Source organism: Synechocystis sp. FACHB-383 (assembly GCF_014698605.1).
GTDB lineage: Bacteria > Cyanobacteriota > Cyanobacteriia > Cyanobacteriales > Microcystaceae > Synechocystis > Synechocystis salina.
Genome location: NZ_JACJTJ010000010.1, coordinates 1 through 23,354 on the forward strand (window position 1 = coordinate 1; position 23,354 = coordinate 23,354).

Annotated in this window: 20 protein-coding genes and 1 pseudogene; 12 read left to right on the forward strand and 9 right to left on the reverse strand. The window is 47.9% G+C overall.

The window, feature by feature from the left end; genetic code table 11:
• Positions 1–140, forward strand: a pseudogene (locus H6G45_RS19385) (transposase); the annotation flags it as partial.
• Between the two features lie 113 nt (positions 141–253).
• Here the strand turns inward: H6G45_RS19385 and H6G45_RS00820 are convergent.
• The gene (locus H6G45_RS00820; RefSeq protein WP_242017986.1) at positions 254–1,453 is read right to left on the reverse strand and encodes a hypothetical protein; all 1,200 of its coding nucleotides are present in this window, start codon (positions 1,451–1,453) and stop codon (positions 254–256) included.
• A gap of 125 nt (positions 1,454–1,578) precedes the next feature.
• Entirely contained in the window at positions 1,579–3,099 is a 1,521-nt protein-coding gene (locus H6G45_RS00825; RefSeq protein WP_190595691.1) for a class I SAM-dependent methyltransferase, read from the reverse strand.
• A 275-nt stretch (positions 3,100–3,374) separates the two neighbouring features.
• Here H6G45_RS00825 and clpB point away from each other — a divergent pair, with 275 nt between their 5' ends.
• Positions 3,375–5,993 (forward strand): ATP-dependent chaperone ClpB, encoded by a 2,619-nt coding sequence (gene clpB, locus H6G45_RS00830; protein ID WP_190595694.1) that lies wholly within the window; start codon positions 3,375–3,377, stop codon positions 5,991–5,993.
• Here clpB and H6G45_RS00835 read toward each other — a convergent pair.
• Both H6G45_RS00835 and H6G45_RS00840 read right to left on the reverse strand, forming a co-directional pair.
• Positions 5,967–6,278, reverse strand: coding sequence for a hypothetical protein (locus H6G45_RS00835; protein WP_190595695.1), 312 nt, complete (start codon positions 6,276–6,278; stop codon positions 5,967–5,969). The two genes, clpB and H6G45_RS00835, sit on opposite strands and share 27 nt — an antisense overlap.
• Positions 6,279–6,475: 197 nt before the next feature.
• Positions 6,476–7,474, reverse strand: coding sequence for a phosphoribulokinase (locus H6G45_RS00840; protein ID WP_190595697.1), 999 nt, complete (start codon positions 7,472–7,474; stop codon positions 6,476–6,478).
• 511 nt (positions 7,475–7,985) lie between these two features.
• On the opposite strand from H6G45_RS00840, the gene petH reads away from it, so the two are divergent.
• Positions 7,986–9,227 (forward strand): ferredoxin--NADP reductase, encoded by a 1,242-nt coding sequence (petH, locus tag H6G45_RS00845; protein WP_190595699.1) that lies wholly within the window; start codon positions 7,986–7,988, stop codon positions 9,225–9,227.
• Between the two features lie 91 nt (positions 9,228–9,318).
• Here the strand turns inward: petH and H6G45_RS00850 are convergent, their stop codons facing one another.
• A complete protein-coding gene (locus H6G45_RS00850; RefSeq protein ID WP_190595701.1) occupies positions 9,319–10,158 on the reverse strand; it encodes a Cof-type HAD-IIB family hydrolase in 840 nt (279 codons plus the stop codon).
• Between the two features lie 266 nt (positions 10,159–10,424).
• Here H6G45_RS00850 and H6G45_RS00855 point away from each other — a divergent pair, with 266 nt between their 5' ends.
• The 4 genes from H6G45_RS00855 (at position 10,425) to fetB (ending at position 13,304) form a co-directional block, all read left to right on the forward strand.
• Positions 10,425–11,303: a tetratricopeptide repeat protein gene (locus H6G45_RS00855; protein WP_190595702.1), complete on the forward strand. Its 879-nt coding sequence runs from the start codon at positions 10,425–10,427 to the stop codon at positions 11,301–11,303.
• An 84-nt stretch (positions 11,304–11,387) separates the two neighbouring features.
• Positions 11,388–11,795 (forward strand): photosystem II protein Psb27, encoded by a 408-nt coding sequence (gene psb27 / locus H6G45_RS00860; RefSeq protein WP_338116569.1) that lies wholly within the window; start codon positions 11,388–11,390, stop codon positions 11,793–11,795.
• Complete coding sequence (rnc, locus tag H6G45_RS00865) at positions 11,792–12,487, forward strand: ribonuclease III (RefSeq protein WP_190595705.1); 696 nt, start codon at positions 11,792–11,794, stop codon at positions 12,485–12,487. The genes psb27 and rnc overlap by 4 nt, the downstream gene beginning before the upstream one ends.
• 37 nt (positions 12,488–12,524) lie before the next feature.
• Entirely contained in the window at positions 12,525–13,304 is a 780-nt protein-coding gene (fetB, locus tag H6G45_RS00870; RefSeq protein WP_190595707.1) for an iron export ABC transporter permease subunit FetB, read from the forward strand.
• A 76-nt stretch (positions 13,305–13,380) separates the two neighbouring features.
• On the opposite strand, the gene H6G45_RS00875 is transcribed toward fetB, so the two are convergent.
• Complete coding sequence (locus H6G45_RS00875; RefSeq protein ID WP_190595709.1) at positions 13,381–14,694, reverse strand: mechanosensitive ion channel family protein; 1,314 nt, start codon at positions 14,692–14,694, stop codon at positions 13,381–13,383.
• Positions 14,695–15,253: 559 nt separating this feature from the next.
• On the opposite strand from H6G45_RS00875, the gene H6G45_RS00880 reads away from it, so the two are divergent.
• From H6G45_RS00880 to H6G45_RS00890, 3 genes are all read left to right on the forward strand, one after another.
• A complete protein-coding gene (locus H6G45_RS00880; RefSeq protein ID WP_190595711.1) occupies positions 15,254–16,696 on the forward strand; it encodes a carotenoid oxygenase family protein in 1,443 nt (480 codons plus the stop codon).
• Positions 16,681–16,914 carry a type II toxin-antitoxin system Phd/YefM family antitoxin gene (locus tag H6G45_RS00885; protein WP_190596012.1) on the forward strand — a complete coding sequence of 78 codons (234 nt, stop codon included), beginning with the start codon at positions 16,681–16,683 and terminating at the stop codon, positions 16,912–16,914. Before H6G45_RS00880 ends, H6G45_RS00885 begins: the two co-directional genes overlap by 16 nt.
• Before the next feature lie 148 nt (positions 16,915–17,062).
• The gene (locus H6G45_RS00890; protein WP_190595713.1) at positions 17,063–17,653 is read left to right on the forward strand and encodes a chromophore lyase CpcT/CpeT; all 591 of its coding nucleotides are present in this window, start codon (positions 17,063–17,065) and stop codon (positions 17,651–17,653) included.
• Between the two features lie 34 nt (positions 17,654–17,687).
• Here H6G45_RS00890 and pgsA read toward each other — a convergent pair whose 3' ends face one another.
• The 3 genes from pgsA to H6G45_RS00905 all read right to left on the reverse strand — a co-directional run bounded on the left by pgsA (position 17,688) and on the right by H6G45_RS00905 (position 20,884).
• A complete protein-coding gene (gene pgsA / locus H6G45_RS00895) occupies positions 17,688–18,242 on the reverse strand; it encodes a CDP-diacylglycerol--glycerol-3-phosphate 3-phosphatidyltransferase (protein WP_190595715.1) in 555 nt (184 codons plus the stop codon).
• Between the two features lie 43 nt (positions 18,243–18,285).
• Positions 18,286–20,040 carry a diflavin flavoprotein gene (locus H6G45_RS00900; RefSeq protein WP_190595717.1) on the reverse strand — a complete coding sequence of 585 codons (1,755 nt, stop codon included), beginning with the start codon at positions 20,038–20,040 and terminating at the stop codon, positions 18,286–18,288.
• A gap of 424 nt (positions 20,041–20,464) precedes the next feature.
• Positions 20,465–20,884 carry a DUF2358 domain-containing protein gene (locus H6G45_RS00905; protein WP_190595719.1) on the reverse strand — a complete coding sequence of 140 codons (420 nt, stop codon included), beginning with the start codon at positions 20,882–20,884 and terminating at the stop codon, positions 20,465–20,467.
• A gap of 50 nt (positions 20,885–20,934) precedes the next feature.
• On the opposite strand from H6G45_RS00905, the gene H6G45_RS00910 reads away from it, so the two are divergent.
• Together H6G45_RS00910 and H6G45_RS00915 are read left to right on the forward strand one after the other, a co-directional pair.
• Positions 20,935–22,137: a phosphoglycerate kinase gene (locus H6G45_RS00910; protein ID WP_190595721.1), complete on the forward strand. Its 1,203-nt coding sequence runs from the start codon at positions 20,935–20,937 to the stop codon at positions 22,135–22,137.
• Positions 22,138–22,417: 280 nt separating this feature from the next.
• Positions 22,418–23,347, forward strand: a complete 930-nt coding sequence (locus H6G45_RS00915) for a LysR family transcriptional regulator (RefSeq protein WP_190595723.1) — start codon at positions 22,418–22,420, stop codon at positions 23,345–23,347.
• Positions 23,348–23,354: the final 7 nt, after the last annotated feature.

Consider the following 23,354-nt stretch of genomic DNA (forward strand, 5'->3'; position numbering starts at 1 on the left):
ACAATCTAAATGCTCATAAAGTTGAAGGGGTAAAAGAAATGCTTGAAGCAGCAGGAGCTAAGGTCATTTATTTACCCCGCTACTCTCCAGATTTTAACCCTATTGAACATCTTTGGTGGGAACTCAAAGCTTTCATTCGGCGATTTAGACCTAAAGATAAAGAATCTGTTGAAAAGTTAGCAGAAATTGGTGTTATGCTGAATTCTGCTACAACTAGACAGAACTATTTTACTCATTGTTGTTACTGTGCCAGCTAGATGCGGAATCCGCCGTAATAGGCATCGGGTTCCAGGGCATGGTCAATTAGCTCCACGGCACTGCGGGCATACTGACAAAGTTTCAGCTTAGCTTCCAGGATTACTTCTTCTCCTCCGGCCACATTATAGTTAGATTGAATGGTAAATTTTGCCAAACCAGGCTTGAGGTAATCGGTCCATAGGTCTGCCACTAAAGCGGGTAAATGCTGATAGCCTTTCTCTGACCTGGCATCACCTAAATAAACTATATGAATAAAAGTTTTATTATCAACACCCTTATCAAAATTTTCTAACTGTAATTTTTCTTGGCGGAAAGGAATCGGTACTTGAGTGAAAATTGCAGGACTTAATTGATTATGTTTCCGAACTAAGTCTTTAGTATCTGTGTAAAAGCGAATTTTGCTGGGCCAGAGTTGAGTTTGGCAAAAACTTTCTAAACATTTTTTCAATCCCATCCCGGCGGCATTGATGACCAATGGGTCTTCGGTGTCGCGCCTAAATAAAAGATGGTAGGTGGGTAAATTATCTCGGTTATGGTTATTTAAAAAATAAAATAGCTCCTCTAACTGTTCAATACCAAAAGTATGAATAAGAACTTGATCCGCCGTCGTCAACTCTAACGCTGGTAAAATCTCTTCTAGGGTCTGGGTAAAACTCTTAGTTTCTACAGCAAAAACTTCTTCAGATTTACTGGATTTATTGACAATTTTAACAACAATTTTTAGGGGAATTTTCGCAACTAGACGGACGACTCCCCAAAGGATTTTTAATAAGCCCCAAGCTGTATTGGTCAAAGGTATAGACCGCAAAGATCGAAGATCTGCTTTAAACCACTCTTTTAATCGTTGGGTGCTACCTTCTACTTTTTCTAAAAATATTCTTAATTCTTGATGATCTTGTTGCCAGAGATAAAGCTGATGGCGCCACCGTTCCTGCCAAGGTTGGGTTTGCTTTGATGAATCGGGAGCAACGGATTCTACGTTTTTGACATTGACCGGATTGTTGAACCAATCCACTTGAAAAGCTGGAATGATTTTTATATCTCCAGCAATTAAAGACTCCTGTAGAGCTTGATTGGCAATGATAGTCGGTTGATAACCTTTTCTTTGGGCTGCTTCTGCCACAGCAACACTACACTCATAGTGATGTCCTTGCAGATTGCAAAGGGAATGATCGATAACAACAAATTTTTTCATTACCTGGGCAAAATAAAAGCAACTTTTCTCCACTTTAATAATGATGGAGAAGTCAATCGATCGCCGTAGTTACGGCAAATCAGCTAATGCTTGGTGACCATGTTCCGTTGGTAAAATAAGCACAATCAGCTAATTCCCAATTTAGTCAATAATGGTAGGCGATCGCCATTGAAATTTTCTGCCACGGTTGCGAGATGAGCTAAATTTTCAGACTCCGTTTCCAAGGTTTTGCCTTCCTTGATGATTTTTTTACCTTGACCAGAGAGCACCTGCCAAATAAATTGGGGACCGTCTTGTTTTCGTTCCTTAGCCAATAGTAGTAACTGTTCGAGGCGATTTACCACAATGCCCGTTCCCACCAGGGGAGAAGCCAAGAAATTCATTTCATCACTATAAATAGCTTTAGCTTTGACGGCGCTATTAAAAGCATCGGTGGATTTTTGTCTTTGTTTCCGTACTGTTTCACTTACCGCTGGGTGGGTATAACCAATGCCGGTCATAATGATTAGGGCTTGGTAAAGACTGTTCAAGGCAATATCTTTGGTTCTAATATCCTTTTGCAATTCCCCCAGGGTTAAGGGGCCATTTTCCAAAGCTTCACAAATAGGGCGATAAACTTTTTCCTGGAGTTCCACTTCTCCCAAGGGAAATTGATGTTTAAACTTCATTGATTTGATGGATGTTACCAAGGCAAACCTGAGACTCCGCAAAACTTGTAAGTGTTCTTGGGATAGGAGGGAAAGTTGCCCCCGGGTAAAAATATCCCGCCGGAACTGGGTATTGAGGAAGAAATCCCGCACTACCTGCTGGAAAATGGGATCCGTGACCTCGGACAACTGGGTTTGGGCCGCGGCAGACAAGTTCACTGCATCTACATAATCAATTAAATGGGCTGACCCCATAAAATTGAGCTTCGCTTCCTCCAATTCTTTGGCTACTTCATCAAAATAAAAAGCATTCCACTCTTCGTTAAAGTATTCGTGGGCCAGATAGTAACGGTTTTGCTCTTTTAGTTTTTCTAAACGGGGTTTTAGGATTGGGTTTTGAGTGAAATAGGTGGCCTTAGACTCTAGCATTTGTTCCGTGAAACTTAGTGCTTTTTCAATGCGGCTCAGAATGGGTTCTGAAGAATTGCGTCCGTAGCGGAGCATCAATGCTTGCATAGGTCTGGCTGCGGCCCAACCAGGGAGAGTGTTGTAGGAAATGTAAACCATGCCTCCCACTTTGATTTTTTGACGAATAAAGTTCACGATCGCCAGGCGATTTCTGGGGGTAATCCAACTGTAAATACCGTGGAGAACAATGAAATCAAACTGAGGTAAATCTTGATTGATAAATTCTTCAAAACTATCGTCAAAAAAATGGACGTTTTTAGTGCCCGCTGTTTCGGCGAGGGTGCGGGCTTCAACAATATGACTAGGGTTAAAATCGTTGGCGTAAAACTGAGCTTGGGGGTAGCAACTTGCTAATAAATTGGTGGAATATCCCCGGCCGCAGGCCAGTTCGCAGTAATTAAAGTTTTTCTCTAAATTGGGGGATTTTAATGACTTGAGAGTGGCGGCTAGGGCTAATTTGAGGGGACTCAATTCGCCATAAAAACCATAGGTATAGTTAACTTCTAGGACGTAGCCCTCGTTCCAAGTCATAGCGTCTGATTCTGCTTAGGGGTCAAGATTAGCCCCTAGCTTACAAGAAAGGGGCTTTGGGGCCTAGCTGAATGGCAGAAATTTCCCCTCCCTGACTATTTTTGTCGCATTGCCTCGCCAAATTCGGCCTCTGGCATCCTTCGGCCAGACTCTCACCCCTTGCTTGGCCAAGGGTAAACCCCACCGCTCCATTGGGAAAACCCTCCTTCCTAGCGCTGGATTCCGCCCTCTAAAATTGATTTGGTAGTCCTTACACAGCCCCTATAGAAAATCTTATGCAACCCACAGACCCGAATAAATTTACAGAAAAAGCTTGGGAGGCGATCGCCAAAACGCCTGACATTGCTAAACAGCATCGACAACAACAAATTGAGACGGAGCATCTACTCAGCGCCCTACTGGAACAAAACGGCCTGGCCACCAGCATCTTTAATAAGGCTGGGGTGAGCATTCCCCGGGTGAGGGATCAGGTCAATAGTTTTATTGCTCAACAGCCCAAGTTAAGTAATCCAAGTGAATCGATTTATTTAGGGCGTAGTCTTGATAAATTATTGGACAATGCAGAAACGACCAAGGCCAAGTATGGGGACGACTATATTTCCATCGAGCATTTAATGCTGGCCTACGGCCAAGATGACCGCCTGGGCAAAAACTTATATCGAGAAATTGGCCTGACAGAAAATAAGTTAGCAGAAATTATCAAGCAAATTAGAGGAACCCAAAAAGTGAGTGACCAGAATCCAGAAGGTAAATATGAATCCCTCGAAAAATATGGGCGGGATTTAACGGAATTGGCCCGGGAAGGTAAGTTAGATCCTGTCATCGGCCGAGACGAAGAAGTGCGGCGCACCATTCAAATTCTTTCCCGCCGGACCAAAAATAACCCTGTCTTGATTGGGGAACCGGGGGTCGGTAAAACGGCGATCGCCGAAGGTTTGGCCCAGCGCATCATTAACCATGACGTACCGGAGTCCCTGCGGGATCGAAAACTAATTTCCCTCGATATGGGATCTTTAATTGCTGGAGCAAAATACCGGGGAGAATTTGAAGAACGACTCAAAGCGGTACTGAAGGAAGTCACCGATAGCCAAGGGCAAATTATTCTATTTATTGATGAAATTCACACCGTGGTGGGGGCAGGGGCTACCCAAGGAGCCATGGATGCGGGCAACTTGTTAAAACCGATGTTGGCCCGGGGGGCTCTGCGCTGTATCGGGGCTACCACCTTGGATGAATATCGCAAATATATTGAAAAGGATGCGGCCTTAGAACGGCGTTTCCAAGAAGTTTTGGTGGATGAACCCAATGTGTTGGACACCATTTCTATTCTGCGGGGCTTAAAAGAACGCTATGAAGTACACCATGGCGTCAAAATTGCTGACAGTGCCCTGGTAGCGGCGGCCATGTTGTCAAACCGTTACATCAGTGACCGCTTTTTACCCGATAAAGCCATCGACTTAGTGGATGAAGCGGCGGCCAAACTAAAAATGGAAATTACCTCTAAACCAGAGGAATTGGATGAAGTTGACCGTAAAATTCTGCAACTAGAAATGGAGCGGTTATCCCTACAACGGGAGAATGATTCTGCTTCCAAGGAACGGTTAAAAAAACTAGAAAAAGAACTGGCAGATTTTAAAGAAGAGCAGTCTAAACTCAACGGCCAGTGGCAATCGGAAAAAACGGTCATTGACCAAATCCGTAATCTTAAGGAAACCATTGACCAGGTGAACCTAGAAATTCAGCAGGCGCAGCGGGACTATGACTACAACAAAGCCGCTGAGTTGCAATACGGCAAACTAACGGATCTGCAAAGGCAAGTGGAAACCCTAGAAAGCCAACTGGCGGAGCAACAAACCTCCGGCAAATCCCTTTTGCGCGAAGAAGTGCTGGAGTCGGACATTGCGGAAATTATTTCCAAATGGACTGGTATTCCCATCAGTAAGCTAGTGGAATCGGAAAAAGAAAAATTACTCCACTTGGAAGATGAGCTCCATGGTCGAGTCATTGGCCAGGATGAAGCGGTTACTGCGGTAGCTGAAGCGATCCAACGTTCCCGGGCTGGGCTTTCCGACCCGAACCGTCCCACGGCTAGTTTTATTTTCCTCGGCCCCACGGGAGTAGGTAAAACCGAGTTAGCTAAGGCTTTAGCAAAAAATCTGTTTGACACTGAAGAAGCCCTGGTGCGGATCGATATGTCGGAATACATGGAAAAACACGCTGTTTCCCGTTTAATGGGGGCTCCTCCGGGCTATGTGGGCTATGAAGAAGGGGGACAACTAACGGAAGCTATCCGCCGCCGCCCCTATTCCGTCATTCTTTTTGATGAAATTGAGAAGGCCCATGGGGATGTGTTTAATGTCATGCTCCAAATCCTCGATGACGGTCGCTTAACCGATGCCCAAGGCCATGTGGTGGACTTCAAAAATACGATTATCATTATGACCAGTAACCTGGGTTCCCAATACATTTTAGATGTGGCAGGGGATGATAGTCGTTATGAAGAAATGCGGACAAGGGTGATGGATGTGATGCGGGAAAACTTCCGTCCAGAATTCCTCAACCGAGTGGATGAAACGATTATTTTCCACGGTTTACAAAAATCCGAGTTACGATCCATTGTCCAAATTCAAATTCAATCTTTGGCTTCCCGTTTGGAGGATCAAAAGTTAACTTTGAAGTTAACCGATAAAGCTCTAGACTTCCTTGCCGCCGTTGGTTACGACCCGGTGTATGGGGCCCGACCTTTGAAACGAGCCATCCAAAAATACCTGGAAACGGCTATCGCCAAGGGAATTTTACGGGGGGATTACCAACCTGGTGAGACCATTGTGGTGGATGAAACCGACGAACGCCTTAGTTTTACCAGCCTAAGGGGAGACCTGGTCACCGTTTAAGGATTTCTGAGCTGTTAACTCCAACGGATGAGCAATTTCATCAACTCCAGCCCTGGGGGATTCTAACTCCGCTGTCATAGTTGGCCCTGGGGTTTGGTGATGGGACCATAACCCCTGGCCCCGGTTAATCAAAACGGCCATGCCCTTGTCATAATTACTGGCGATCGCCAAAAAAGCACCGGCCATGACGTAAATGGGCAGGGGCAAAATTATCCCCAATAACCATTGGAAAAGTTGCACTCCGGCAAATAAAACTACCACTACCACCACTAAAAATGGCATCATTACCCTCCCCAGAGACAATCCTGTAAGCTCAACCTGGATCATATACGGATATCAAACACTGACATCCGCCTTAGATGGTAGAAGATTTTTTCCCTAAATCAAACCCCAATAAAAATCGTGGTGGAACCACAGCCATGGCCACCACGAAGATAGTAAGTTATGCAGACTAGTAGGTCAGGTAATTATTGGTGTCGCAGTTACACAGAAGCCGGAACCTTAGCTTCAGTCGTTAACTGTTCGTAAACTTCCCGCATTTTCAGACCCACCAACACCTGGAACAGACCAGTGCCATTGTCAGTGCCTGGGTAATCCTTATGCTTGAGCAACAACTCGGTCATCTCACCATAGTACTTAGTACCGGTTTTGCTGAGATGGTTTTCCACGTAAACCATTTCCTCTAGGTTTTCAAACCGACCATCTACTTCCAGCAAAGAAACTTCGTTGCCCATGAAATTATCGGGGCCGTAGTACATCTTGATGCCGGGATAGGTGCAGGTTAGCTTCCGACCACAGGGACGCCAATCAATGGTGGAGCCTTCATCAAACAGGTAGGCCGGCTCGAAGAACTTAACCCCTTCTTTTTGGACAAGACGAACCCGCAGGAGCTTACTTTCCTTATCTTCAATCAAGCGGGTGGGTAACACCTGGATAACTACATCCGCATGCTGCTTCTGGGGCTCAATGTAGGCGGTGAAGTCGGGCTTACGGGCGTTGATCGAAGCCAAAATATCTTCATAGGTGTGGCCCCGTTCGGCCATGTCCCGTTGAATTTTCCAGTTAATCTTTACTTCTTCGCTGATGTCCAGGTACACCCCGAAATCCACCAGTTCCCGGACCCGTTCATCGTAGAGGGGGTGCAAACCTTCAATCACCACCACCTTATTGGGGTCAACCTTTTCCGGCGGATCCAGCAAGCCCGTTTCGTGGTTGTAAATGGGTTTCATAATGGATTGACCACTTTTGAGCGCTTTAATCTGCTCATACATCAGGTCAAAATTGTTGGCCCTGGGATCCAATGCGGTGACCCCAGCGGCTTTTCTGCCCTGGCGATCCAAACTATGGTAATCGTCTAAACAAATTACCGTCATGAACTCTTCGCCGAATAAATCCGTTAATCGACGCAAGAAAGTAGACTTACCGCAACCGGAATCCCCGGCAACACCAATAAGAACCACGCGGTCTAGCTGTGTGGTCATAACATCCCTCAAAAATGCAAAACTGATTGTTAACCCGGTTTCCTAGAAAATTTCTCCTCACCCCAAATGGCGTGTTGGAGAGACAAACCAGAGCCTATGGGCTTGTTAACCCCCTGTCAAGGGCCGACGGAAAACTAATCCTGAGATCTAGTCATCTTAGTCAACCCCAGATAACGCTCTTCGGTTCCAGCCAGAGATATAGCCTGACCCTCTGAATACTGAGTATGAATTCTATCAGAATTGTATTCCCTTCTACAAGATTGACCCAACCAAGGGGAGCGCCCCTCCATTGTTGAACTAATTCAAGTTCGTCCTAGGCTTAATCGTCCGGGAAAGTGATACAGGGGTTACATTTTATCAAGGTTAACTTTGTTAGGGTAATAGGACTAAATCTCCGCTTCTGACCCCACTGCTCCTCCCAGCCACGGCGATCGCCTGACGATGGTAGGCTTGATAATACTGCAATAAATTTCTGTCAGTATTATTTGATTGAGTAGGGAGCAATTAACCCATGTACAGTCCCGGTTACGTAGCGACTTCATCCCGCCAGAGCGATGCCGGTAATCGTTTATTCGTTTATGAGGTAATCGGCCTGAGTCAGAGCACCATGACTGATGGCTTAGACTATCCTATCCGCCGTAGTGGCAGCACGTTCATCACCGTCCCCCTAAAGCGGATGAACCAAGAAATGCGACGCATTACCCGGATGGGAGGAAAAATTGTCAGCATTAAGCCTCTAGAGGGAGATTCGCCTTTACCCCACACCGAGGGCATTACTAAACCCAGTCAATCCGAGGGAAGTGGTTCAGAAGCGGTGGCTAATTCAGCCCCTGAATCTAAGAAAACCATGACAACAACCCCCAAAGAAAAGAAAGCTGACGATATTCCCGTCAATATTTATCGTCCCAAAACTCCCTACATTGGCAAAGTTTTAGAAAATTACCCTTTGGTGAGGGACGGAGGCATTGGCGAAGTACAACACCTTACCTTTGACCTCTCCCAGGGTGACCTACGCTATCTGGAAGGGCAAAGTATTGGCATCATTCCCCCCGGAGAAGATGACAAGGGCAAACCCCATAAACTGCGCCTATATTCCATTGCTTCCACTAGGCACGGTGACTTTGGCGATGACAAAACCGTTTCCCTCTGTGTGCGCCAACTAGAATATCAAAACGAAGCTGGGGAAACCGTCCAAGGGGTTTGTTCCACCTACCTGTGCAACATTAAAGAAGGGGATGACATTGCCATCACCGGCCCCGTTGGGAAGGAAATGCTCTTGCCCCCGGACGAAGATGCCAACATTGTGATGCTAGCCACTGGCACCGGCATTGCTCCCTTCCGGGCATTTCTGTGGCGTATGTTCAAGGAACAACACGAAGATTACAAGTTTAAGGGCCTAGCTTGGCTGATCTTTGGTATTCCCAAATCAGAAAATATTCTTTATAAAGACGATTTGGAAAAAATGGCGGCGGAATTTCCTGACAATTTCCGTTTAACCTATGCCATCAGCCGGGAGCAACAAAATGCCGAGGGCGGCCGGATGTATATCCAGCACCGGGTAGCGGAAAATGCCGAAAAACTCTGGAATTTGATGCAAAATCCCAAAACCCACACCTATATGTGTGGTCTCAAAGGCATGGAGCCTGGTATTGATGAAGCTTTCACTGCCCTGGCGGAACAAAATGGCACCGAATGGACCACTTTCCAACGGGAAATGAAAAAAGAACACCGCTGGCACGTGGAAACCTACTAGGGACTTTTGCCTGGGGATTGATTAAATTAATCTGTTTGGTCTGAAGGGGAGTTTGCCATTGGTAGGCTCCTTTTCAGTTTGAGACTGACAACTAACAGAGAGCTGGTGTGGAGTCTAGACAAAACTTAGCCAAAGCTTGGGACACGCCATCGGCTTCCACATCCGCCGTTACCCAGTCCGCCTCCCTTTGCACTGCCGGGGGAGCATTACCCATGGCCACCCCTACCCCAGCATATTTCAGCATTTCTAGATCATTAAAATTGTCTCCGATCGCCAAAACTGCTTGGGGATCAAGCCCTAACACCTCTTCGGTTAAATGTTTGAGAGCTAGGCCTTTGGTGGCTTCGGCGTGGGTGACTTCAAAGTAAATTTCGGTGGATTGGGTCAGATGCACAGCCTGGCCCCGGAGTTTGTGGCCCATTTCCGCCATCAACTGGGCCATCAGGGGAGCATTGCGACTAATGGCCAACATTTTGGTGGTGCTACCCAATGCAATAATTGATCGTAAATCGCCGCTGGCCTGGGCAATGGCACCGGACCTTTCCATATAAATATGCGTTTCTGGGGTGATGTGCCGCACATGGAGCTGGTCGTTGTAATAGCAGTGGACATCAAGATGGGGTTGCAGATCCGGTTGCTCAAAGTGGGCCAAAATCTCTAGGGCGATCGCCGGGGGGAGAGGTTTTTCTCTCAGAACCATGCCGCTGTGGGGATGCTTGGTTAGGGCGCCGTTATAACTAATCAAAGGCAGAGTTGACTGGATGGCCCGATGGAAGCGCAGGGCTGAACCGAACATTCTGCCAGTGGCCAACGCTACTTGAATACCCCGACTCTGTACCTGGTGAATGGTTTGCACCACTGTGGGGTTGATTTGATTGGATATTCCGGCAATGGTGCCATCAATGTCCAACACCACTAACTTGATTGACACTGTTAAACTCCCTGGCAACGGATTAATTGGACAAAAATTCTGCTAGAAAGCTTAAATTTACAATGGTTTACATTCCCCCTTCCATTTAACCATTCTGACAACGGGCTCCAACATTGGCGTCCCAAGCCAGAGCGACTATGCTGGAAAGGCAAAAATTTTGGTCTAATTTGGTGTGACCAAATCGCCGGGACAATTGTTCATTGGTTCCATTACCATCTAAATTATTGTTCTGGGCTCGGATAAATCTTGCCAGAGGAGGCATTGGGGTGGCAACTTCTAGAACACAACGGGATGTTTGGGTTTACGTGGGCATTGGAGCCATGGTCAGTGCTCTGGTGTTATTTTCTTTGGTGCCCCTGGTGATGGGTTTGTGGCAACCCCGCACCGCTGCTGATGGAGTTGTCAATGGCGCCACTCCCCTGGAAAATCAGGCGTTGGGTTATCAGTTAGTGTTGGAAAGGGAACCGGATAACGTTAATGCCCTCCAGGGCTTGCTAGAAATTCGTCTGCAACAAAAAAATCTGACAGCGGCGATCGCCCCTTTAGAACGGCTGGGACAGATTAAGGCGGATCAGGTGCAGTACCGTATCCTTTTGGCCCAGCTTAAAACCCAACTGGAAAATAAGGCCGGAGCAGCGAAAGTTTACCGAGAAATTCTTCTTCAATCCCCTTACAACATTCAGGCCTTGAAAGGCCTCAGTGGACTTTATGCCCAACAGGAGCGCCCCGCTGAGGCCGTGGCCATTGTGCAAAATGCCATTACCCAGGCAATCAAAGCCCAAACCGGAGCCCCTGGTACTGTGCCCCCTGACCAGCTCACTTCTCTACAACTGTTGCTGGGGGAAATTTATCTCAGTCAAAACCGCCCGGACCAGGCGATCGCCATCTATGAAGCCGCCAGTAAAGTTAATAGCAATGATTTTCGTCCAGTCCTAGCCCAGGCCCAGGTCATGGCCCAAACCGGCAAATTAAAGGAAGCGGATCCTTTCTTCCAGCAGGCAATTATGCTGGCCCCGGTGCAGTATAAGGACTCGATCAAAAAAATTGCCCTCCAAGTGACCAACCAGGCTTTGGCTAATCAGAATAGTGCCCCCGGTGCCAGGGCCACTTCCCCAACCCCGGCCCCCATCCTGAAGTCAGAGTAAAAGGCAAGTCTTAGGGGGCCCTGGCCAACTGGTAGGATATAAAAATTAACAAAATTCAGTAACAATCCAGGGAGGGAACCCTCAGTGATGTCCTTTTTGAAAAATCAGTTGTCACGGCTGTTGGCCTTAGTTTTAGTAGTGACGATCGGTCTGACGGCCTGCGACAGCGGCACAGGACTCACCGGCAACTATAGCCAAGATACCCTGACTGTCATTGCAACCCTACGGGAGGCGATCGATTTACCCCAAGATGCCCCCAACCATCAGGAAGTCCAGGACACCGCCCGGGGTCAGATTAACGACTACATTTCTCGCTACCGTCGCAAAGGCGATGCTGGAGGGCTGAAATCCTTTACCACCATGCAAACCGCCCTCAACTCCCTGGCCGGATATTACACTTCCTACGGTGCCCGTCCCATTCCTGAAAAGCTGAAAAAACGTTTACAGCTAGAATTTACCCAAGCGGAAAGATCCATTGAACGGGGCGTGTGAACCATCCTGATTTGCCCCCCATTAGAGACCCCCAGTTAAAACTCGAAGCTCTCACCCATCGTTCCTATTGCAACGAACATCCCGGTACTCCTTCCTATGACCGGCTGGAGTTTCTGGGGGATGCGGTGTTGGGTTTTGTGGTGGGGCGCATTCTGTTTGAACGTTATCCACACTTTACTGAGGCGGAATTAACCCGTCTGCGGTCCCAGTTGGTCAATCAAAATCAGTTGGCCTACCTGGCGAGGTTTTTAGACATTGCCCCGGAAATTCGCTTGAGCCAAAGCTTGGCTAGGGAAGATGGGCAATCTAGTCCCTCCATTCTGTCCGATGTCTTCGAGTCATTGTTGGGGGCGGCCCTCCTCGATGGGGGTTTACCAGCAGTGGAAAATTTCATTGCAGAACTATTCGTTCCCATCCTGGAACAGTGGGAAAAAAGCCAGGACGGGCGATCGCCAAAACCTGTGCCGACCATGGATGTGAAAAGCCTGCTCCAGCAGTGGGCTTTGGCCAAAACCAAACAATTGCCGGAATATGAACTAATTGACGCCAGTGGCCCCCCCCATGCCCGAGAATTTACCTTTACCGTCAAGGTGGCTGGAAAAATCCATGGTCAGGGCTCTGGCCCCAGTAAACAAATTGCTACCAAACAGGCGGCCCTAGAGGCGTTGAAAGGTTTGGGGCTATTGCAATAAGCAAAGAAGGAAGCATCCACCATGGTGGGGAGGAGCTATGAAATACGTCTTAATCGAACTGGATTGGGCCGACATTGGTTGGATGTTGGGACTCCTGGGTACGGCGATCGCCCTTTTGCAGTGGCAGGGGCTAAATATGACGGGGCAGTTAATTTGGGCCGGGGGGCGCACCATTCTGCAACTGATTGTGGTGGGCTATTTCCTCGCAGTGGTTTTTTCCCTCGATAATGCCTGGGCAGTGTTGCTGGTCTTGGCCATTATGTTAACCATTGCGGCCGTGGTGGCCAGAAATCGTATTAATCCCCGCAGTAAGTCCCTTTTTGGTTGGCTCTGGCTTTCCTTGGGGGCTAGTACCGCCATTAGTTTGGGTTACGCCCTGGTGGTGATTATCCAGCCACCCCAATGGTATTCCCCCCAGTATCTCATTCCCCTCACTGGGATGATTTTGGGACAAACCATGAATAGCGCTTCCTTGGCCGGTGAAAGGTTAGCCAGTGCTATCCAACAAAATCCCCGGGAAATTGAAACCCACCTTTGCTTGGGAGCAACTCCGGGCCAGGCGATCGCCAGTTATCGTAAGGCGGCCATCCGAGCCAGTCTGATTCCCACTGTGAACCAAATGATGGTGGTGGGCTTGGTCAGTTTGCCGGGAATGTTAACCGGACAGGTATTAGCCGGGGGCGATCCCCTCAATGCCTCGGTCTACCAAATTTTGATTATGTTCTTAATTTTATTGACCAATACTCTTAGTACCATTGCAGTTACCGCCACTGTTTACCGTCAGTATTTCAATCAACATCAACAACTGTTGGTGTAGCTACAACTGGTTATTTGCTTAGCTTTATTTGCGACCAGAAAATAACCTCACCCGATGCCCTCAATAGTTAATCGAATTACTCGCTAGGAATCAATCCTAATGGAGATAGTGAATCGGCCGGTTCTCGCAACATAATTGTGTAAATTTCCGTAGGCATTTCAATCTGGGCAGAGGCCAATTTTTCCTTAACAGCCTGGGTAACAGTAGAGGTTACCTGCAAAAATGATTGTTGACGGGAATCAACCCAGAAGCGAACTTTTAAGTTAATTGTACTGGCTGCCAACTCATGCACTAAAACCATCGGGGCTGGCTCCAATTGAATGCCTTCTAAGGGTATCAAAGCTTCCTTAATCAAGTTTTTAACTTGGTTTAAATCACTGTCATAATCCACCCCAACCATCACATCACTGCGACGTATGGGAGAAGCGGTGTTATTAATAATGCTACTTTGAAACACTACCTGATTAGGAATATAAACTAAACGGCCATCATAGGTACGCATTGTTGTGGCCCGGAGTTGAATCTGCACCACAGTGCCTTCGTAGTCTCCCACCACAATTTGATCCTGAATGCGAAAAGGTCTAGCCGCTAACAAAATAACCCCGGAAATATAATTGCTTAAAATATCTTTCAAGCTAAAGCCAATGGCCACACTGGTTAGTCCGAGGGTTCCTAGCAAAGTCGCAAAATCTAGTCCTAAAATAGTCAGGGCAATTACTGCACCCATGATCCAGACGCCCCCATAGCATAGGCGACCAATCAGAATTTCCGCACTCCGATCGCCTTCAGTTTTTTCTGCCCACACCAGACCGGCATGGCGTACTCCTTTGGCAACTATCCAAGTGAGGAGAATGATCACCAATGCCCCTAGTAATGAAGGTAAAAGATTAATGGTATCTCTTAATAATTGTCGAGTTGTGTTGGTCAATCTTTGTAAAACATCAACCGCCAAAGGCCGTTCAGTGAAAGCTTGATTTAAACGGTTTGCCCATTGCTCAGCCAGGGTTTCTATGGGCACATTAAAATCGAGGGCGTCCTGGTTGGTCACGGTCATCAGGATACGGTTATTAACTTTTAAAACCGCTATTTCCCGTTGGGGATCAAACTGTACGGTGACAGCTTCGGGGGAATCTGCCTGGGCGAGGACGCTGGCAATGCGACGATTAATGATCTGGGCCCGATCATCGGCGCTTAGGCTAGCTAAACTTCCCACTTCAAGAACGGATTGCCCCCGCACTAAAACATCGGCAAAAAATAATTCATTTTGGGGGGATGCCTGAATCTCCGCTGTCAACGAGGATTGGGGAATCTCATCAATTGGTTCTTGGGCAGGGATTTTCTGGGGATGGGCCAGCACCACAAGCGCCACGACGGTGATGCTTCCCGCCATTGTTGCCCATGGCCATGGTAATTTGTAATGTCTATTTACGTACTTTTTGAGCTTTAATAGCATTCAACCTTGCCCCGATGTTTGTCAGCGTATTTTTATTTTTTCGGGAATAATTAAATAATAATATTTCCCCTAATTTCGATAATTTAATTTGGAAAATATTAAAAAAATAAAATACTAGTTGAATGGTAGCGAATTTAAGTTGGCAAGTAAAATAGTGGTGTCCCATGGCTAATCCCTGGCAATGCAATTGACCATCAAAAGGGTCTAGTAGAAATTGTAAAAAAACAAACCAGGTATCAAAAAAACAACCGTTTTTCTTTTTCGATCCCCATTAAACTCCAGCTTCTCCCCATGTTGAAACCTGACCCCTACCAGGCCGTTGTCATCCCCGGGACTCTCCTTGCCCTCGGGAAAATTTTGCTATGATCTGCCTAGCTGTGCGGTGGAAGAAACCCTTGCCAAATCTCTACTTTTGCTGTTCTCCCCTGGGAGCCAAACACCCACTAAGGCTGGTTTTTCCGCCGTCATTTCCCACACAAATTTTTTAGACCTTTCTATGACTGCTACCCTCTCCCGGGCCGCTTGGGCCAGCAATTTTAGCCAAAACGCAGTGGAATTTGACCGCACTGGCTTGGAGCTGATTTCAGGACAAATTCCTGCGGCGTTAAAGGGCAGTCTGTACCGCAATGGCCCCGGCCGCCTCAGTCGGGGGCAGGAAAAAGTTGGCCATTGGTTTGATGGCGATGGCGCTATCTTGGCAGTGCATTTTGGTGAAGGACGGGCTGAAGGGCAGTACCGCTATGTGCAAACCCAGGGTTACACAGAAGAAGAAGAGGCTGGGCGTTATCTCTACGGTAACTACGGCATGGTGGATCCCCAGGGGGTTTGGCATTACTGGAAAAGTTTGTTTAGCCAGAATGATGTACTGAAAAATGCCGCTAACACCTCTGTGATTGCCCTGCCCGATCGCCTGTTGGCCCTGTGGGAAGCGGGCCATCCCTATGCGTTAAACCTGGAAAATTTAGCCACTTTGGGCCGGGAGGATTTTGGTGGAGCGTTTCAACCGGGCCAGCCTTTTTCTGCCCATCCCCTAAGGGATCCGTTAACGGGGGAAATTTTTAGTATTGGGGTGGATTTTCAGTTCAATCTCAACCTTTATCGTTTGGACAGTCAGGGCAATTTGCTCAAACACCGTCGTTTGAAATTAAGCCGCACCCCCTTTTGCCATAGTTTTTGCTTGGCGGGCCGCTATATGATCCTCTTTTTACCCCCCATTACCCTCAATCAATTTTCTCTGCTGTTGGGCAATGTGGCCTATGCGGACGCTTTGGGTTGGGATGCAGAAGGCGGGACAAAAGTTCTAGTAATTGATCGCCAAACGTTGGAAATTGTCAGTGAAGGGGAAACGGAATCGTGGTTCCAATGGCACTATGGCAATGGCTGTGAGTTGGAAGATGGCAATGTGCGGCTAGATTTTGTCCGGTTTAGTGATTTTGCCCAAACCAACGAATATCTGCGGGAAGTACCCACCGGGGCGGTCAAAACTTCGACCAATGGGCAACTGTGGCAAGCCATTCTTAATCCCCAAACGGCCAAAATAGTGGAGTTAACCAAGGTGCTAGACCGCAGTGGTGAATTTCCAGTGGTTAACCCCCAACGGACGGGCCAGCCCTGGCGCTATACCTATATGGCTCTGCAACGACCGGCAGCAATTCTCGGTTCCCAATGGTTCGGGGAGATAGCCCGCATTGATTACCACACCGGGGATGTTATCACCGCCAAACTAGGAGAATATCAATATCCAGTGGAGCCCCTTTATATTCCCCACCCAGAAGACGGCGATCGGGGCTGGATTATCACTGTGGTCTATGACGGCGATCGCCATGGCAGTGAAGTGTGGTTGTGGGATGCGGATCGTTTGCAGGAAGAACCCATTTGTCGCTTGGCCTTACCAGAGATGATTCCCTTTAGTTTCCATGGCACCTGGCGATCGGGTTAGCCAAATTTTCAGCTATTTCCGATTTAGAACCGACCATCGTTAGTAATAATCAGGGTCAGCAGGTGGTACTAATATCACTGGATGAGTTTAATTCTTGGCAAGAAACCCTTTATTTGCTCTCCAACCCAGCTAATGTAAAACATTTAATGGCATCGATTAAGCAAGCTAAAACTGGGCAGATTGTCGAACCAAAATCGCCAGATCTATTTGAACTGTGAATGTTAAACAAATACTTGGTGGCAACCAATGGGGTAAAATTGACTGGCACGGGATGGTAAGTACTTTGAGTAATTACTTGGTATGTTCTGTCCTGGTTTAAATATTTTTTAAGAACTTTTTAAAGCAGTCATTATTCAGCAATTATTTATGTCCCATTCCACCGATCTTTCCGCCTTGGCCCGTTGGATGGCGGCCGACTTTAGCAACCAAGCCCAAGCCTTCGAAAATCCTCCCTTCTACGCCCATATCCGGGTGGCCATTCGTCCCCTCGACCAAGCCAAATTCGGCGATCGCCTGTTGTTTTTAGAACAAGCCTATGACTTTATGCTCCAGAGACCCTATCGCCTCAGGGTTTTGAAGTTAAAGGTGGTGGAAGATCATATTGAGATTGAAAACTTTAAAGTCAAAGACGAAGAAAAATTTTACGGCGCAGCCAGGGATTTGGCCAAACTGGCCCAGCTCAACCCCGACGATTTGGAGCCCATGAATGGCTGTGACATGATTGTGGAATGGACTGGCACTAGTTTTAAAGGTGAAGTGCAACCAGGGCGGCAATGTCGGGTGATGCGGGATGGCAAAGAAACCTATCTGGAAAATAGTTTTGAGGTGAGCGAAACAGGATTGGTTAGCCTCGACCGGGGTTACGACCCAGAAACTAATGAACGAGTTTGGGGCTCCGTGGCCGGCGCATTTCATTTTGTCCGTTGGCAAAGTTTCGCCGACGAGGTTAGTTTTTAGCCCTGGTGAACAGCAAATTTGATACTTTTAACTGTCAGCCCTGGGGAGTTTGATTCCCAACAACTCCCTTGTCTGTCTGGGGGATCAGATAAATTAGGCCAGAAATGAGGGTTAAAACCACCGCTAGCCAAAATATGACCATACCAATTTGGCCATAAATTTTCGGTAAGGGGGCCAACAGCAAGGCGATCGCCATTATTTGGGTAACGGTTTTTACTTTGCCCCAGACATTAGCCCCAGCAATTTCCGTCTGACTAGCTAACTGGGGATTAACCCGCCATCCAGCGATGACTAACTCCCTAGCCAAAATTAAGCCCACCGCCCAGGCCGGCACCATTTGCCAAGTTAAGAGAATTAGCAACGGCCCCAACACCAGTAATTTATCCACCAACGGGTCAAGGAATTTGCCCAACTCCGTCACCTGGTTTAAGCGACGGGCCAGGTAACCATCCAACCAATCGGTGCTAGCGGCCAACAAAAAAATACCTACTCCCCACCAACGGGTTTCTGCCTCTGGAGTCGGTAACCACAGAAATAGTAAGGGCAAGGCCAATAAACGGGAGACTGTTACCCAGTTAGGTACATTCATCGTCAAAATAGGCAAAAAATGTTTTTGAGGGTTTTGCTAATCGTTAATAATGATCACCAGATTTCCGGTGATGCACCGCCGTTACCCCCTCCTGGAGCAGAGAGCCCCGGTCGGTCACAGCATAAAGCACCCAATGATCGCCGCATTCCAACTTTTGCTGTACCCGACATTCCAGGTAAGCTAAGGATTCCTTCAAAATCGGTGCCCCATTTTCCGCTGTTTCCGTGGCTACCCCCGCAAAACGATCGCCGCCAGGGGTAAAGGGTTTGAGGAAATGTTTCATTAGCCCCAGATGGTTACCCTCCTGCAAAATATTCAAGACAAAGCAACTATTTTTGTGTAACAAAGACTCGATCGCCCTTTCCTTAGCCACCGCCACGGTTAAACCGGGGGGAGAAAAGGTAGCTTGGGAAACCCAGGACGCTAACATGGCACTACCCAACTCCCCTTGGCGGGCAGTGACCACACAGAGGGAACCCACTAAACGACCCAGGGCTTGCTCAGTGCGGGCGGACTCCGACTCCGGCAGAGCAGATTTAGGTTGACGACGTTTTTCCGCTTTTTTCAGGGCCTGGGCAAAATCCGTACCCGCCTCTTCGCACATTTTCAGGGTTTGGTCGGTGGGCTTAAATTTCACCCGGATGGTGTCAAAACCAAAGCTAAAGCCCGCATCCCGGAATTTGCTTTCCAACATATCGATCGCCTCTCCACTCCAACCGAAGGAACCGAACACTGCACATAGTTGGGTTTTGGAAGCATTGGCTAGGGTGATGCCCAGGGCCGTTTGAATGGGGGTGGGGGCATGGCCACCTAGGGTGGGGGAACCAAAAATAAAGCCAGCCGAAGCTTCAATGGCCCCTTTGATTTCCTCGGCATTGCTAGTTTCCGCATTAATGGCCGTCACCGCTACCCCTGCTTTGGTTATACCTCTGGCGATCGCCTGGGCGAGGGTGCTGGTATTGCCGTAGGCGGACGCATAGATCAACGCCACGTTCAAAGCTTGGGCCTGTTGTTCACTGAGCCATTGTTGGTAGTTACGGGTCAACTCCCGCAAACCGTAGCGCACTAAGGGGCCATGGCTGGGGGCATAGGTCTGGGCGGGATAGGCTTCTAGCTTATTGAGGGCCGCACTCACCTGGGCCGCAGCGGGGGCCAACAAACAGTCAAAGTAATAGCGGCGGTCTTCTTGGTAAATGGTCCAGCCTTCATCAAATACTTGGTCACCACAAACATGGGCCCCAAATAGTTTATCGGTGAATAAGATTTCGGTGCGGGGATCGTAGGTGCACAGTTGCCCAGGGTAACGGGGGCTGGGGGTGGGGGTAAAGCTCAACTCATGACCCCGGCCTAAATCCAGGCGATCGTTGCCTTTCATCACTTGAATGGGATTATTAACGTCTCCATCCGCCAGTAATTTTTCTAAATTTTGGGCAGCGGGGTTAGAGCAAATAATCGTTGCCTGGGGAGCCAAGCTTAATAACAGCTTCAGGGTATGGCTCCGGTTGGCGTTAACGTGGCCCAAAATGACGTAATCCAGGATGTTCAGGTCTAGCCGTTGGATTAGTGTACCGACAAAATTATCAGTGAAGGACTCCCCCGGCGGGTCAAAGAGGGCGGTCTTATCAGCACTGATCAAGTAACTGTTGGCCGTGGTGCCCCTTTGCAGACCATATTCAATTTCAAACTTCAACCTGTCCCAAGTGCGGGAGCGAAACACAGTGGTGTCAACGGCGATCGGGCAGATTTGAACGTCTTTGGCAGGCATGGTGGGGAGAGGAAAAAACAACTTACCAACCATGGTAGTTAGTTGGGTTGTCTCCAGTTTTGCATGGATTTCTGACTTTTGTGTCGGCCCCGTTCACGCCCTGATCCGGGCCAATGGATGAAGTGCTCAATGATCAATGCTTACGGCGAATTTGCTGTATTAGCATGGAGGGAGCTGCTGTTGAAATTATTCGGGAATACCCAAAAGACAATGGTTTGAGACTAATTTCCAAAGATTCACGCTTCTATCGAATAGCCTTACTTTACCGTTATCCGCCCAGGCTAGTTTAGCTTTGAGTCAGCGATTGTAGCCGCGACGTCATTCTAAAGTCAATCATGAAAAGACAAGAATACATTGAGGCTTTCTCGGTCAATTCTGATTCAATGTTGATCTTACAATTGATTTTTCCAACCATCGCCAATTCGACACAAGCCCTCACCGGGACAGGAATGACAGCCTATCGTTGAAAATGTTGTTTCACCACATCCCAGCGGGAACAGTCCCAATAATCAATGTGAGAAATAATTAACCCAGCTTCGTTCAGGGTCAACTCACTGCGGCCGCTGATGGCAATTCTCGGCTTCCAGGGCAGGGGGGAAGTCCAACTCAAGGTCCAACGGGTAGTAATTTCTCGGTCTACCCGGGCAATGTCATGGAGTTGTAGGTCGATCGCCTGAAACCAACGAGCCAGGAATTGGATCATTTTTTCGTAACGGGCCAGGCCCCGAAACTGGGTCAAGGGGTCTTGGAAATAAACATCAGCATCGTAAATGCTCAGGGTCTGTTGCCAGGGAAAATTGGCATAGTCCCGTTGCAGGATGGTCAGAATGCTATTTTCGGAGGTCATTTTGGGGCTTTCCATTGTCGACGGTAACATTGACTGGTTTAATTTTGTTAAGTTTATTTGACATTTAGGAGGAAAAGGTTTTGTCCAAGCAATCGATCGCCAATTTAACGGAGGCAGACCTCGCAGGCAAACGGGTTTTTGTCCGGGTGGATTTTAACGTGCCCCTAGATAACGGCAGCATTACCGACGACACCAGGATTCGGGCGGCCTTACCCACCATCAAAGACCTGTTAAGCAAAGGCGCCAAAGTTATTTTGGGCAGTCATTTTGGCCGTCCCAAGGGCAAAGTGGTGGACAGCATGCGCCTGACCCCCGTTGGCGATCGCCTAGCAGAACTATTGGGACAACCGGTGGTTAAATGCGACGATTGCATTGGCGCTGAAGTTACGGCCAAGATTGCTAGCCTGCCCAATGGCGGTGTGGCCCTGTTAGAAAATCTCCGTTTCCATGCCGGAGAAGAAGGTAACGATGCCGAATTTGCCAAAGCCTTAGCGGCCAACGCTGACCTTTATGTTAACGATGCCTTTGGCACTGCCCACCGGGCCCACGCCTCCACCGAAGGGGTAACCCATTTCCTCAGCCCTAACGTTGCTGGCTACCTAATCGAAAAAGAATTACAGTTCCTGCAAGGAGCCATCGAAGCCCCCAAACGTCCCCTGGTGGCGATCGTCGGTGGTTCTAAGGTATCTAGCAAAATTGGCGTCATCGAAACGCTGCTGGATAAGTGCGACAAGCTGATTATCGGCGGCGGCATGATTTTCACCTTCTACAAAGCCCAGGGTTTAAGCACCGGCAAATCCCTGGTGGAAGAGGATAAATTGGAGCTAGCTAAGTCCCTCATGGCTAAAGCCAAAGAAAAAGGAGTAGAGTTCCTCCTACCCACTGACGTGGTGGTGGCCGACAATTTTGCCCCCGATGCCAACACCCAAACTGTTAGTGTCAACGCTATTCCCGATGGCTGGATGGGTCTAGATATTGGTCCTGATTCCGTCAAAACCTTCCAGGATGCCCTGGCGGGTTGTGGCACCGTCATCTGGAACGGCCCCATGGGGGTATTTGAATTTGACAAATTTGCCGCAGGCACCGAGGCGATCGCCAGGAGCTTGGCCGAATTAACCGCCAGCGGTACCGTTACCATTATTGGTGGTGGGGATTCGGTCGCTGCAGTAGAAAAAGTAGGAGTGGCCGAAAAAATGAGCCACATTTCCACCGGTGGTGGTGCTAGCCTGGAATTACTAGAAGGTAAGGTTCTGCCCGGCATTGCCGCTTTGGACGACCGATAAAGTCTGCCTAGATAATTCTGGAAAAAGATTTTTCTCACCAGTTTGAAGACTGGGCCACGGGAGAAAACTTTTCACCAGATAGATAGGTTCTTTTCACCTTTAGAACGCTGAAAAACTCCTCAGAAATTAACCGGGAAGATGGATGAAAATCTGTCCTCCCGTTTTTTTGTGCGCCATTATCATCACCCCAAAAAAAGTGCATCAATAACATTTTTGAGCAATGGACAATGCTATAGCTAGAAATAGTTTATTGTGCCAATTTTCTCCCGAAAACTAACCTATGCGACTAGAACAGTTACAGGCTTTTTTAAAAGTTGCAGAACTAGGCAGTTTTCAACAGGCGGCATTACAATCGGAAGTAACCCAATCTACCATTAGTAGGCAAATCCAGGGTTTGGAATCTGCCCTCAAATGCCAACTATTCCACCGGGGAGCCCAGGCAAAACTAACGGTGGCGGGGGAATTATTTCTACGGCGGGCGAGGAAAATTTGTCAAGAATGGGATGTGGCTAGCGAGGAAATTAGTAGCCTTTTTCAAGGTAAACAAACGGAATTATGTGTGGCAGCTATCCACTCAGTTTGTGTCTCTTCTTTGCCTAGTTTATTACCCAAATTTTGCTTAGGGCATCCCCATATTCAACTGCGGGTGACGGCCCTGGGGAGTGACCGAGCTTTGAAAGTTTTACAAGATGGTTTGGTGGATGTGGCCATTATCATGAGCCATCGCAGTTTAACTAATACTAAGGAGTTGGCCATTAAACCCCTCTATGAGGAGCAAATTTGTATTTTGATGGCGGGAGACCATCCCCTAACAGCAAAAAAATTCATCACTTGGAAAGATTTGGGCCCCTATCCCCAGGTTATTTTTAAAGACGGTTACCGAATGCGACGGCTGGTGGAAGATGAATTTAGTCGCCGGGAAATTCCTCTTAACGTTAGTTTGGAACTAAATATTCCCGAAGCCTTTTATGGGGTGGTACAGGGGAGCGAAATGATTGCCCTAATGCCCCAGTCTTTGGTCAAGCCGGTGATTGACAATCCCAGTTTTTCTGTGCGCTATTTATTTTGCCCAGAGTCTGGCGCTCGCCAAGATTTTCGACGACAGGTGTCGGTGGTGACCACGGTGGATCGCCTGCAAATGCCCCCCGTGGCCGAATTTTTCAATTTAGTAGTGGACCATTACCGCTGTGGAGCCTTAACGGTAAATTAATTTGGGA